The organism is Clostridium sp. Cult2 (assembly GCF_021655075.1).
Lineage (GTDB): Bacteria > Bacillota > Clostridia > Tissierellales > Tepidimicrobiaceae > Schnuerera.
Window position 1 is genome coordinate 52,759 of the sequence record NZ_PPXX01000096.1, and the last position, 12,920, is coordinate 65,678.

Consider the following 12,920-nt stretch of genomic DNA (forward strand, 5'->3'; position numbering starts at 1 on the left):
GTATGAATAGATTTGGACAATTTGTGGCAAAGCACAGAAAAATGGTTTTAATAATTGCTACATTACTGTTGTTGCCATCTATCTATGGGATGGTATCAACTAGGATTAATTACGATATTTTAACCTATTTACCAAAGAATTTAGATTCGGTAAAGGGACAGGAAATACTAAATGATGTATTTAATAGTTCTGCTACTGGAATGCTAATAATTGAAGATATGGAAGCAAAAGATGTGGTAAAGGTAAAGGATAAGATATCCAAAATAGAAGGGGTAGAAAATGTAATATGGGTAGATGATTTTTTGGATATAAGTATACCTAAAGATATGCTACCAGATGAATTGAAAGAGATATTCTATAGGGAAAATTCTACTTTGCTAATGATTAAATTTACTAATGAATCATCATCACCAATAACGGAACAAGCTATAGTAGATATACGAAGTATATTAGATAAACAATCTTTCTTAAGTGGAATGGCAGCAATGTTAAAGGACACGGTAGATTTAGCTGACCAACAAACACCCATATATGTAGCCTTAGCTGTAGCTTTAGCTACGATAGTGCTAATGTTAACGCTAGAATCTACCATAGTTCCATTTATAATTCTAATAAGTATAGGATATGCCATATTATATAATTTTGGAACCAATATATTCTTTGGAGAAATATCCTATATAACCCAGTCATTAGCAGCTGTATTACAATTAGGGGTTACCTTAGATTATTCTATATTCTTGCTTCATAGATATGAAGAAGAGTGTAAAGTTTCTGAGGATAAAAATGAGGCTATGGCCAATGCCATAGTAAAAACAGCTTCATCCATAGTAGGTAGTTCCTTAACAACTATAGCTGGGTTTTTAGCCATAGCATTCATGGAATTGACCATAGGGAAGGATATAGGACTGGTAATGGCTAAAGGGGTAGTATTTGGAGTTGTTTCAGTACTAACTATATTACCAGCATTAATACTTACATTTGACAAGGTTATTAAAAGATTTAATCATGGAACTATATTGCCAGAATTTGGAGGATTGTCAAATTTAGTTACTAAGCATTATAGAGTATTTATATTAATTGGAATATTGATATTCTTACCTGCCTTCTATGGACAGAGGAATAATGAAGTATATTACAATCTAGATGAGTCTTTACCAGATGATATGGAATCCATAGTAGCTTTTAGAAAATTAAAAGAAGAATACAATATGATGACAACCCATATGGTTCTTTTATCAAAGGATGTACCTAATTATGAAATAAAAGAGATGATAAAAGAAATTGAAAAGGTAGATGGAATAGAGAATGTACTATCCTATCAAAAGCTAATAGGACCAAGTATACCAGAAAACTTTATCCCAGATGGAATAAAGGATAGGTTTGAACAGGAAGATTATAAGCAAATACTAATAAACTCCAAATACAAAGCAGCAACTGATGAAGAAAATGCACAAATAGAAAGAATAGAGAAAATTGTTAAAAACTATGATGAAAATGGTATTGTTACAGGAGAAGGAGTATTGACTAAGGATTTAATAGGTATTGCAGACAGGGATTTTAAAAGGGTAAGCACTATATCCAATATAGCAGTATTTATCATAATACTTTTAGTATTTACCTCTATTTCCATACCAATATTTTTAATATTGGCTATAACTTTAGCTATATTTATCAATATGGGAATTCCCTATTATTTAGGTCACTCAATACCATTTATAGCAAGTATAGTAATAGGTTCAATCCAATTGGGAGCAACAGTAGATTATGCTATATTACTAACTACTAGATTTAGGGAAGAAATAAGAAAAGGACATGAAAAATTTGAAGCCATGGAGATTACTGTAAGAGAATCATCAAAGTCTATAATTACTAGTGGTTTAGCATTCTTTGGCTCTACTGTGGGAGTAGCTATAATATCCGATATGGAATTGGTAAAGAGTTTAAGCACTATGATTGCAAGGGGAGCCTTAATAAGTACGGTAATAATACTATTTATATTACCAGGAGTATTAATAGCTAGTGAAAGCTTTATTAGTATTACATCTAAAAACTGGAATAAGGGCATAAAGGAAAAAGTGGAGAAAGGAAGGATTTTATATGAAAATAGATAGAATAATAGCTAGAGTTTTAGTTGTAGCAATGGTTTTAACCATCTTATCCTCAAGTTTTGTAATGGCAGAGGGAAAAATTTCTAAAGAGGAAACCGTATATGTAAATTTGAATAATAAAGGTGAAGAATTAGAAAAGACATCTAGTATTTGGCTTCATTCTGATTCTCCTTTAAAAAATGTGGAAGATAATAGTATATTAACAGAAGTAACAAATGTTAAAGGAGAGGAAGTCCCAACTATAGAAGAAGGAAAGCTAATATGGGATACAGATAAAAAGGATATATATTACCAAGGAAAAGTAGATAAGCCATTGCCAATCCAGCCAGAAATCAAATATTATCTTGATGGTAAGGAAGTAAGCTTAGAGGATATAGTTGGGAAATCGGGAGATATAAAGATTACTATAGATATTAATAATAAGGATAAACGGAATGAAGTATATGCACCCTATATGGTAGTTACTGTAGTGGATTTACCTATGGATAGGTTTACCAACTTGAAGACCAATTCAGGAAAAGTTTTATCCGATGGAAGTAATCAGATAATAACCTTTGTGTCTTTACCTGGATTTAATGAAAGCTTAGGATTAGAGGATAAGATACTAGATATGCCAAATCATTTAGAAGTTGTAGGGAAAACAATGGATTTTGAGATGAAACCAATAGTTTTCACCATTACATCGGAAATACCTGAAATAGATGGTTTAGATGATGCTAAAAATCTAGACGAATTAATAGATGGAATAGATAAGATAAAAGAGGCCAGTGAAAAATTATCTGAAGCTACACAAAAACTATATGATGGGCAAAGTGAATTAAATAATGGGATAGATGAATTGATAAATGGAGTAAATCAAGTTAATTTTGGTTCCAATTCCTTATTGGAGGGTTCGTTAAAATTAAAAGAAGGTATTAATGAAGCTTACGAAGGTAGCTTAGAGATAAATGCAGGAACCAATACTTTATCCCAAAGTGCTAACCAATTAGGGGAAGGATTTGTAGGATTAGGCAATGGGGCAGTGGAATTTAGCGAAAAAGCTGTAGAATTCTCCCAAGGAGCAAAAATGGTGGCAGAGGGAGTAGATAAAATTCCAGAAAGCACCAAAGCCTTAAATAATGGAATGGAAGATTTAATCCAAGGAACAGAAACCTTAAAAAATGGACAAGACAGTTTAAGTGAAGGATTAGGTAAAAGTTTAGAAGCATTAGCACAAATAAAAGCAGGAAAAGAAAAAGAGGAGAAAGTGGTAGATTTATTGCTTAAAGGTGTAAATGGTCTAGAAAAAATAGCCAAGGGGATAGAAAAATTACCTGGAGGTTCATCATTAGCTCAAACTATGCAAGGAACATTAGGGGAACAAAAATTAGCCTTAGAAGGCCTTAAAAACTCAAGTAATGAATTGGTATTAGCCTTAACCCAACTAGAAGAAGGACTAAAGGAAGCAGAAACAGCATCAATAGAATTATCCCAAGGAATTGAAAATGTAAATGGAGGACAGAAAAAAATAAACGGTGGATTAAATGAGTTAGCTACAGGTACTGAAGGATTGAAAGAGGCTTCCAATCAGTTAGTAGAAGGTAGTACCGCATTACAACAGGGAGCAAATAGCATAAACGAAAATGCAATAGTTGCAAAAGAAGGAGCAGGTCAATTTGTTGATGGTTCTAAAGGATTAGCTAAAGGTACTGAAAATCTAACTAATGGATTAGGAGAGTTAAATGGAGGAGTAGACAAACTATATGGTGGTATATCTGAGCTATCAAAGGGAACCGATGGACTAGCCCAGGGTGGAGAAAAACTTAAAGAAGGAAGCCATCAATTAACAGAAGGTGCCAAAGAATTAAATGAAGGAATGAATAGATTTCACCAAGAAGGAATAAAGAGACTGGATGATGAAATAAGTGGTAGCGATTTGGATATAACAAATATAATAGAAACCAAAGATAAATTGGTAGAAATATCTAAATCCAACAATAGTTTTACAGGTATAAGTGATGGCATGGAGGGAAGCCTTAAATTCATCATGAAAACTGAAGGAATAAAAGGAGAAGAAAAACAAGAAAGTATAGAAATAAAATCGGAAGTAAAAGAGGAAAAAGGTTTTATAGCTTGGTTAAAAGGAATATTTAAAAAATAAGAAAATGAGTAGGGGACAGTTTAAATAACTGTCCCCTAAACCATTATTGATAGAATACATGTCCACCAATTCTTGATACATAAGATTTGTTTTTTACAATCCAAGAACCAGCTGATTTGCTTGGATTAAAGAAATATGTTGAATTTCCAACGGGCCTTATACCGTTTATTGCGTCCTTTGCAGCATTAATACTTTCTTGAGAGGGGGTGTTGTAAATGGTGCCATCAGCAACAGGACTGAATTGAGGAATACTTCCATAGTATTCGAATATTACATTATATATTGTATTGGGGAAGTTTTTGGAATTGACTCTGTTTAGAATTACATTTCCAACAGCAACCTTTCCTTTATAAGGTTCTCCACCAGCTTCTGCTTCAATAATTCGAGCTAGCCAGTATATATCCCCTGCATTATAACTTCTAATACTTGTCCCTCCTCTTGATGCTGTAGGATATCCATATAAGGTCCTTTGAGTCTCCGGTCCTGCAATACCATCAATTCTTATCTTATGGTCTATTTGAAAGTTTATAACAGCTCTTTCTGTTATCTTTCCAAAAATTCCATCTAAATAAAAATAATAGTAACCTTTTTGGTTTAATGCCTGCTGAAGTCTTAGCACATCTTCTCCCCGATGACCAAATTGCAATGTCCTAGCGGACTCATTGGCTAAGACTGGCGTAGTAATAACCACTAACATTAGCAGGACCAAAAGGATATGTGTTATTCTCTTTCTTTTCATTTCTATCCACTCCTTCCTAAATTTTGCTTCCGAAGTTAGCATTCTAATTAGGGTTAAACCCCTTGAGTTGGTTCCCTCGTACCTAAAAATTTAGGATTCAGCTGTTACTTAGTTTACAACATAGGTGTTATTATATAAGAAATTATTTATTATGTAAACAACTTGTGGACAATTACCAGAAATTGCATAATCTCTAACTCTTTTTCTTTATCACCATTGACATAATCAGTGGTAAGTTAATATTCTATTGCTGTTTTACTATATATTATTATGGGTAATCTAATATTATAGGGTTTTATAAAGATTTAATGTAACTGAAGAGGAGTGATATTATGAATTTTCCAAGTGCAAATATTTTGGAAGTAGATTTAAGCAATGGGACTATTAAGAAGATCATATTGGATGGAGAAACTCATAGACTTTATCCAGGAGGTTCTGCTCTAGGTACCTATATATTATTAAAAGAGTTAAAACCAAAGGTAGATTCTCTTTCTCCAGAAAATATTTTAGTGTTTTCCGTTTCCCCTTTTACAGGGCTTCCCATTGCAGGAGCCAATAGGATAACTGTAACCACTAAAAGTCCATTGACCGATGGTATAGGGGATAGTCAGGCTGGAGGGTTTTTCCCTGCATACCTAAAGGGAAATGGTTGGAATGCCTTAGTATTTAAAGGAAGGGCAGAAAAGCCAGTATATTTATACATAGATGGTGATAAGGTTCAATTGAGAGATGCTTCAAAGATATGGGGGAAAGTAACTGGGGAAGCAGAAAAACTGATAAGGAAAGATTTAGGTATAGAAGATATAGACATAGCCCAGATAGGGCCTGGAGGAGAAAATTTAGTTAAGTTTGCAAATATATTAAATATGTGTAATAGGGCTAATGGCAGAAATGGCACAGGAGCAGTAATGGGCTCTAAAAATTTAAAGGCTATTGTCGTAAAGAAAAAACTAGGCCTTAAAGCGGCAGATAGAGAAAACTTCCAGAAATTAGCCAAAAAAGGAGTAGAAAGGTTTAATGACAGTCATGGATTACAACAGTTAGGAGAGCATGGTACCAACAGAGGGCTTATTAGTCATCATAAAAATGGTTTTTTAGCCACTAGGAATTGGATATCTGGATATTTTCCTGAAGGAGCTGAAAACATAACGGGGACCACTATGACGGAGACCATATTAAAGAAAAGAGATACCTGTTATGCATGTCCGGTGAGATGCAAAAGGGTAGTAGAAATAGAAGGGAAAGTAGACCCTATATATGGTGGGCCTGAATACGAAACAGCTGCAGCTTTAGGTTCCTATTGTGGTATTACCAATTTGGAAACTGTAGCAATAGCAAATCAGCTATGCAATATGTATGGACTAGATACAATATCCTGTGGTGCTACCATATCCTTTGTTATGGAATGCTTTGAAGCGGGATTATTGACTAAAGAGGATACTGATGGATTAGAATTGACCTTTGGAAATGATGAAGGGTTAATCCAATTAATAGAGAAAATTGGCAAAAGAGAAGGAATAGGGAATCTATTGGCAGAAGGTAGCTATAGGGCAGCAAAGAAGATAGGCAATGGAGCCCTTAAATATAGTATGACTGTAAAGAAACAAGAATTACCTGCCCATATGCCTCAGTATAAACCTTCACTGGGATTAATATATGCTGTGAATCCTTTTGGAGCTGACCATCAATCTTCAGAACATGATCCAGTACTTACATTACCACCTGAAAGTGAAGGAAGGAAGAACTTAGCTATGATAGGAATTTATAAGGGATATGAGGACAATTTTGAATTAGATGATGAAAAGACAAGGTTTGCATTTAATACCCAATGTTTTGAATCTGCAATAGATACATTATCACTATGTCAATTCCTATGGGGTTTTGCAAATTTATATGGGCCAAAGGATTTAATCTTATTAGCTAAATATGGCATAGATTGGGACACTTCCCTTTATGAACTTATGAAAATAGGTGAAAGAAAGGTAAATATGATGAGGTATTTCAATGCTAGGGAAGGATTTACTAGAGATGATGATACTTTACCTGAAAGACTTTTTCAACCTTTCAAAGATGGCCCTTCTAAAGGAGTGTCATTAGATAGAGAAAAATATGAAAAATCAAAGGAATTATACTATGATATAGCAGGCTGGGATAAAGAAACGGGGAACCCAACTGTAGGAACTCTGAAAAGATTATCCTTAGGCTGGTTAGGATAATAATTAATAGGCGACTTAGGTCGCCTTATTTTGATTATCAAGCTATTCTAGGTGGTATGTATACAATATAGGGTTAATAGTGTATTTAAAGGAGATGAAAATATGTTAAAAAAATCTATAGGGATACATCATATTACAGCTATAGTAGGTAATCCTCAGGAGAATATAGATTTTTATACCCATGTATTAGGTCTAAGATTGGTTAAAAAAACTGTAAATTTCGATGACCCATATACCTACCATCTTTATTTCGGAGACAAAGAAGGAAAACCTGGAACTACTATTACTTTTTTCCCTTGGTCTAAGTCAAGGAAGGGAACAATAGGTGGCGGACAGGTATCCATTACTTCCTATGTTGTTCCAGTAGGGGCAATGGATTTTTGGACAAATAGACTAGAAGAATTTAATATTCCCTATGTAAAAAATCAACGTTTCGGGGAAGAATATATACAGTTCCAAGACCCACATGGATTGCAATTAGAGATAGTTTCAAGAGAAGAAGGAGAAAAGAATGACTGGGAGTATGCAGGAATAACCTCTAATGAGGCAATTAAAGGATTTGGCGGTGCTACATTATTGTCCTTATTTCCTGAAAAGACTAGTTATCTATTAGAAAATGTTTTGGGTTTAAAGAAAATTGGGAAAGAATTGGATGTTATTAGATATAAAAGTGTAGGTTCCATAGGAAATGTAATAGATTTAAAAACTACACCTGTGGGGGTTGGACATATGGGCATTGGAACAGTCCATCATATAGCTTTAAGAGCGAAAGATGACGAGGATCAATTGGAATGGATAAATATATTAGAAGATTATAGATATTATGTAAGTCCTATTAGAGATAGGAACTATTTTAAATCCATATACTTTAGAGAAAAGGGTGGAAATCTATTTGAAATAGCTACAGATGAGCCAGGTTTTACCATAGATGAACCTTTGGACCAGCTTGGTCAAAGCTTAAAACTTCCACCCCAATATGAGGCTAATAGGGAAGATATTGAGAAGGGGTTAATGCCTGTAAAGGTAAAGGAATTCTAGATAGAGTTCCTTTATTTTTTTTGAAGTTAATAGCTTCTCATATTAGTCGCAATAATACTTATATTTCCTAAATAACCTTCTAGTATTTTCCACCTCATCTTGTATTTCATCGTTTTCAAGTGCTAAGGAGGTAAATATAGTATCTATTATAATTAACTGAGATATTCTAGAGGTTTGGGAGGTTAATCTAAGATTATTTTCAATGTTTGCAGTATTTAGGATAATATCTGCTTTATCAGCTATGTTTTCGTTTCCTGATTGAGTTATGAGTATAACTGAAGCATTATTATTCTTAGCTATCTCCATACAGTAATGGGCATGCATTGATTTACCTAGTGTTGTAAGAACGATTAGTAAATCATTTTCTTTAATGCCTATAATGCTTTCTAAACTTAAATGCATGTCTTCATAATAAATTGTATTTATATTTAATCTCATAAATTTGGTTTGTAAATCTCTAGCTATAATACTTGAAGCTCCTAATGCAACTATAAAAATATTATGATTAGCTTTACTAGTTTTGCTAATTAAATTAACAGCCTTTTCTAGTTCTAATGGGTCGATGATTTGATTTGTAAACTCTAAGGCCTTATTGGTTGAAGATGTTATTTTATTTAAAATTTCATAAGGTGAATCATTTGCGTAAATATCCCTTATAGATTTAAAGTCATGGGGAGCCACTAAACTTGCTGATAGTTTTAGCTTGAATTCAGCATATCCTGATAAGCCAAGCTTTTTAGTTAATCTTATTATAGTAGCCTCACTAACATTACTATTAGTTGATAGAGTGCTAAGGGTCATATCCACAACAGATTCTTTATTATCCATAATATATTGGGCTAAACTCCGCTCAGTAGGTGTCAAGGAATCCAAATTTGATACTAATAAAATCAATATATTACTGTTCATTATTAATGCTCCTTTTCATTGATACATATATTATATACTAATTGTTGTAAAACTTCATATAAGAAGTATAACATTTTATTCGAAAAGTAGCAAAACTTCATCATAAATAAAAATACTTGAAGTTTTACTACAACCATAGTATAATATATTCAAAGTTAGTAATAAAGTTTTATATTCTAGAAAAGTTAGCAGTTTATATGAGCAATTCAATTATTTTGGAGGGATTTATATGAAGAAATTAAGAGTGGCAGTTGTAGGTGCTGGAATATATGGAATGAATCATATTAGAGCATTTAGCTGGAACAAAGATGTAGAATTAGTTGCAATCTGTGATTTAAATCAAGATATCTTAAAGGGATTAGCAGATGAATTTAATGCAAATACTTATACTAATATTGAAGAAATGTTGGAAAAGGAAGAATTAGATGCTGTTTCTGTAGCAACACCAGATGCTTTTCATATGGAACCTGCTATAGCAGCAATAAGAAAAGGAAAGAATATTCTAATTGAAAAACCATTGGCTACTACTAGTGAGGATGCTTTGGCCATAATTGAAGAAGCTAAAAAATACAATGTAAGAGTTGCAGTAGATTATCATAAAAGATGGGATCCTGCAGCAATTAATCTAAGAAATGAATTACTAAAAGAGTCAACGGGAGCACCAATCCGTGGTTATATGAGTATGGACGATATTATAGATGTGCCTACTAAATGGTTTAATTGGGCTGATAAATCTTCTCCAGTACATTTTTTAGGAACCCACTGTTATGACCAAATACGTTGGTATATGGGTTGTGAAGCTGTTAGTGTATATGCTGTTGGAACTAAAAAAGTATTAAAGTCAAAAGGAATAGATACCTATGACACAATACAAGCTTTTATTAAATTTGAAAACGATTGTTATTGGACTGTTGAAAACTCATGGATTTATCCATCAGGATTTCCCAAAAATAATGATGGAAGAACTCAAATACTAACAGAAAATACTTTACTAAGATTAGATTCACAGAATAGGGGAGTGGAATTTTACAATACTTCTAAGGGACATACTCCAAATTCATATTTTATAATTAATAACAATGGAAGACCATATGGTTTTGGAATCGAGCCTATTAATGATTTTGTTGATTGTTTAATAAATAATAAACCATTTATAGCAGATGATAAGGATGGATTAGAAGCATTAAGAATAGCAGAAGCTGCACATTTAAGTTTAGAAAAGGGTGAAGCTGTAAATATAAAAAGATAAATATTCTAGTTGTAAAAAATATTCCTTATCTAAGTTTAAGTGTTTTATAATAATAAAATAAAGGAGGCAAAATGATGAATAGTGCAGTTAAATTAGCAGAAAGTTTTATTAGCTTTTTCCAGAAAGTTGGAGATCAAATTGTTGCAAATGTAGCAGGTACCATACCTATGCTACTAGGGTTATTATTTTTAATTAATTTTATAATCAAAGTAATAGGGGATAAAAAGATTACAAAAATTGCTGAATTTTTAGGAAAGAGTACTATTTTATCCTATTTAGTTTTACCATCTTTTGCTTGGTTCTTTTTCAGTAGTCCTGGAGCCCTTGCAGTGGGGAAATTTCTTCCAGAGAAAAGAAAACCGGGATTTGAAGATGCTCTTGGTACAACAGTTCATCCATTGACATCCTTATTTCCTCATATAGTTCCTGCAGAACTATTTATTTGGCTAGGGGTGGCAAATGGTATTACAAAACTTGGTTTATCTACTGCTCCTCTTGCTATTCGTTATATTATAGCAGGGTTGATTCTTGGATTAATTCGTGGAATTTTAACAGAAAAAATCTTTGTATATCTTATGAAAAGAAATAACAAACAAGTGGCATAAAGGAGGATTGAAAGATGAGTGGTAAAGAAATTATTATTGAAAAAGATAATGGAGGCTGGGGAGGTCCGCTACGTATACCAGTAGATACAAACAAAAAGGTTCTTTCTATGACTGGTGGAGGTATTCATCACATTGCTAAACATATAGCAGACCTTGCTGGAGTTCAGGCTGTAGATGGATTTAAGTCAGGATTATGTGATGATGAAATCCTTTTAGCAGTTATTAACTGCGGAGGAACTCTAAGATGTGGTGTTTATCCAAAAAAGGGAGTTTTCACTGTTAATTTAAATGCTATTGGGCCATCTGGTCCACTTGCTGAATTTATTAATGAAGATATCTATGTTTCTGGAGTAACTCCTGAAAGTATCCATGTATCTTCAAAGGAATCTACTATTATAGAGGGAACACAAAAATCAAATAAAAACTCAAATAGCAACAAGAAAGTGGACACAACAATGAATTCCAATGTTGAAGATAAAAAAGAAAATTGGTTCATATCAGCAGTTGAGAAAATGGGAACTTCTTTAGGTAAAGTTATTTCTTTAGCATATGAAGCTGGAAAAGAGTCTGTAAATACTGTTATAAAATCTGTATTACCATTTATGGTTTTTGTTAGTGTGTTAGTAACCATAATACTTTCTAGTGGAATAGGAAATGCTATTGCAAATGCCTTAAAACCTATGGCTAGTTCACTAGTTGGACTTATAGTAATATCAATAATATGTGGTTTTCCATTTTTGTCTCCATTGCTAGGACCTGGTGCAGCTATTGCACAGGTAATTGGCGTATTACTTGGGAGCCAAATAGCTGTTGGTGCAATACCACCTCAATATGCACTTCCTGCACTATTTGCTATTAATGTACAGGTAGGAGCAGATTTTGTACCCGTTGGACTATCTATGCAAGAGGCAGAGCCTGATACTATTAAATATGGAACTCCAGCATTCTTACTTTCAAGACAAATTACTGGACCAATTGCAGTAATCATTGCATATTTAATGAGTATTGGTATGTATTAATACAGTTATAAAGGTATTGGAGGGATATAAATGAAACAATATAAATCAAAAATTATAGAGTTAGGTACTTCAGTTAGTGAAATGAGCCAATTGGATATGTTAATATTGTTTTCTAACGATGCACCTAGTGAATTAAGGGATTATTGTATTATCCATAGTAATGAGGAATTATTAAAGAATTTAGAAGTTAATCAAAAAATTTATATTGGTAGGGAACAATATACGATTTCAGCTATAGGAAATACAGCTTTGCAACAATGGCAAGAGTTAGGCCATGTTACATTGAAGTTCGATGGTCAATCAACCCCCCAATTACCAGGAACAATACATTTAAATGAAAAGTTAAAAGGAATACCTAAAGTTGGAGAGTTCATAAAGGTTGAATAGAGGAAGTGTTATTATGGTAAAAGTACTAATTATTTTCATGTTGGCAAGCGTTATCCAAAATTTCTTATTTTCAAAACAATTAAAAACTGTAAACACATTTTTCTATCAACTAAGGGCTCGGGGAGATGTACTAGTTGGACAGAAAAAACATATTATTAAACCTGGTGCGATAGTAATGATGTTAATGGATAAGGATTATATTAAAGAAGCCTATGTATTAAAAGGGTATAGCGTATTTTCCAAAATAAAACAGATGGAGTCTTTAGAAGGCACTCGGTTAAATGATATTAAAAATATTGATGACTCTACTATTAAATTCGCTTTTAACGATGCAGTAGCTAGATTTGAACAGAATACAAATATTTAAGTTGTCAAAAATTAAACAGGGCATAATCCTTTACCTAATGGGTTTAGGATTATGCCAATTTTATTCCCTTATAGAATCAATATCATAGCCTAATATTATATTATATATAATTATTATATTTAGATTATGTTTTTTATTTACCA

Annotated in this window: 11 protein-coding genes; 9 read left to right on the forward strand and 2 right to left on the reverse strand. The window is 32.8% G+C overall.

All coding sequences use genetic code 11. The features are described 5' to 3' along the window. Positions 1 to 2 precede the first annotated feature (2 nt). Positions 3 to 2,111, forward strand: coding sequence for an efflux RND transporter permease subunit (locus C3E90_RS10005; RefSeq protein WP_236915508.1), 2,109 nt, complete (start codon positions 3 to 5; stop codon positions 2,109 to 2,111). Continuing rightward, complete coding sequence (locus C3E90_RS10010; RefSeq protein ID WP_236915509.1) at positions 2,098 to 4,248, forward strand: hypothetical protein; 2,151 nt, start codon at positions 2,098 to 2,100, stop codon at positions 4,246 to 4,248. Before C3E90_RS10005 ends, C3E90_RS10010 begins: the two co-directional genes overlap by 14 nt. A gap of 43 nt (positions 4,249 to 4,291) precedes the next feature. Here the strand turns inward: C3E90_RS10010 and C3E90_RS10015 are convergent, their stop codons facing one another. Further along, positions 4,292 to 4,987, reverse strand: a complete 696-nt coding sequence (locus tag C3E90_RS10015; protein ID WP_236915510.1) for a cell wall hydrolase — start codon at positions 4,985 to 4,987, stop codon at positions 4,292 to 4,294. Between the two features lie 332 nt (positions 4,988 to 5,319). Here C3E90_RS10015 and C3E90_RS10020 point away from each other — a divergent pair, with 332 nt between their 5' ends. Together C3E90_RS10020 and C3E90_RS10025 are read left to right on the forward strand one after the other, a co-directional pair. Next, on the forward strand, positions 5,320 to 7,203 hold the full coding sequence (locus tag C3E90_RS10020; RefSeq protein WP_236915511.1) for an aldehyde ferredoxin oxidoreductase family protein: 1,884 nt from the start codon (positions 5,320 to 5,322) through the stop codon (positions 7,201 to 7,203). Positions 7,204 to 7,305: 102 nt separating this feature from the next. After that, positions 7,306 to 8,241 carry a ring-cleaving dioxygenase gene (locus tag C3E90_RS10025; protein ID WP_236915512.1) on the forward strand — a complete coding sequence of 312 codons (936 nt, stop codon included), beginning with the start codon at positions 7,306 to 7,308 and terminating at the stop codon, positions 8,239 to 8,241. Positions 8,242 to 8,283: 42 nt separating this feature from the next. Here C3E90_RS10025 and C3E90_RS10030 read toward each other — a convergent pair whose 3' ends face one another. Beyond that, complete coding sequence (locus C3E90_RS10030; RefSeq protein ID WP_236915513.1) at positions 8,284 to 9,150, reverse strand: MurR/RpiR family transcriptional regulator; 867 nt, start codon at positions 9,148 to 9,150, stop codon at positions 8,284 to 8,286. 229 nt (positions 9,151 to 9,379) lie between these two features. Between C3E90_RS10030 and C3E90_RS10035 the strand changes: the two genes are divergently transcribed. From C3E90_RS10035 to C3E90_RS10055, 5 genes are all read left to right on the forward strand, one after another. Beyond that, the gene (locus C3E90_RS10035) at positions 9,380 to 10,399 is read left to right on the forward strand and encodes a Gfo/Idh/MocA family protein (protein WP_236915515.1); all 1,020 of its coding nucleotides are present in this window, start codon (positions 9,380 to 9,382) and stop codon (positions 10,397 to 10,399) included. Between the two features lie 74 nt (positions 10,400 to 10,473). Beyond that, complete coding sequence (gene srlA / locus C3E90_RS10040) at positions 10,474 to 11,004, forward strand: PTS glucitol/sorbitol transporter subunit IIC (RefSeq protein WP_236915516.1); 531 nt, start codon at positions 10,474 to 10,476, stop codon at positions 11,002 to 11,004. 14 nt (positions 11,005 to 11,018) lie between these two features. Beyond that, entirely contained in the window at positions 11,019 to 12,023 is a 1,005-nt protein-coding gene (gene srlE, locus C3E90_RS10045) for a PTS glucitol/sorbitol transporter subunit IIB (protein WP_236915517.1), read from the forward strand. Between the two features lie 30 nt (positions 12,024 to 12,053). Continuing rightward, positions 12,054 to 12,410 (forward strand): PTS glucitol/sorbitol transporter subunit IIA, encoded by a 357-nt coding sequence (locus C3E90_RS10050; RefSeq protein ID WP_236915519.1) that lies wholly within the window; start codon positions 12,054 to 12,056, stop codon positions 12,408 to 12,410. A gap of 13 nt (positions 12,411 to 12,423) precedes the next feature. Next, positions 12,424 to 12,777: a transcriptional regulator GutM gene (locus C3E90_RS10055; RefSeq protein WP_236915520.1), complete on the forward strand. Its 354-nt coding sequence runs from the start codon at positions 12,424 to 12,426 to the stop codon at positions 12,775 to 12,777. Positions 12,778 to 12,920: the final 143 nt, after the last annotated feature.

Bases quoted from the DNA above. Each gene is read 5' to 3' on its own strand.
- C3E90_RS10030 (WP_236915513.1), bottom strand. From the start codon at position 9,150: ATGAACAGTAATATATTGATTTTATTAGTATCAAATTTGGATTCCTTG.
- C3E90_RS10020 (WP_236915511.1), top strand. From the start codon at position 5,320: ATGAATTTTCCAAGTGCAAATATTTTGGAAGTAGATTTAAGCAATGGG.
- C3E90_RS10035 (WP_236915515.1), top strand. From the start codon at position 9,380: ATGAAGAAATTAAGAGTGGCAGTTGTAGGTGCTGGAATATATGGAATG.
- C3E90_RS10025 (WP_236915512.1), top strand. From the start codon at position 7,306: ATGTTAAAAAAATCTATAGGGATACATCATATTACAGCTATAGTAGGT.
- C3E90_RS10005 (WP_236915508.1), top strand. From the start codon at position 3: ATGAATAGATTTGGACAATTTGTGGCAAAGCACAGAAAAATGGTTTTA.
- C3E90_RS10015 (WP_236915510.1), bottom strand. From the start codon at position 4,987: ATGAAAAGAAAGAGAATAACACATATCCTTTTGGTCCTGCTAATGTTA.
- C3E90_RS10055 (WP_236915520.1), top strand. From the start codon at position 12,424: ATGGTAAAAGTACTAATTATTTTCATGTTGGCAAGCGTTATCCAAAAT.
- srlE (WP_236915517.1), top strand. From the start codon at position 11,019: ATGAGTGGTAAAGAAATTATTATTGAAAAAGATAATGGAGGCTGGGGA.
- srlA (WP_236915516.1), top strand. From the start codon at position 10,474: ATGAATAGTGCAGTTAAATTAGCAGAAAGTTTTATTAGCTTTTTCCAG.
- C3E90_RS10050 (WP_236915519.1), top strand. From the start codon at position 12,054: ATGAAACAATATAAATCAAAAATTATAGAGTTAGGTACTTCAGTTAGT.
- C3E90_RS10010 (WP_236915509.1), top strand. From the start codon at position 2,098: ATGAAAATAGATAGAATAATAGCTAGAGTTTTAGTTGTAGCAATGGTT.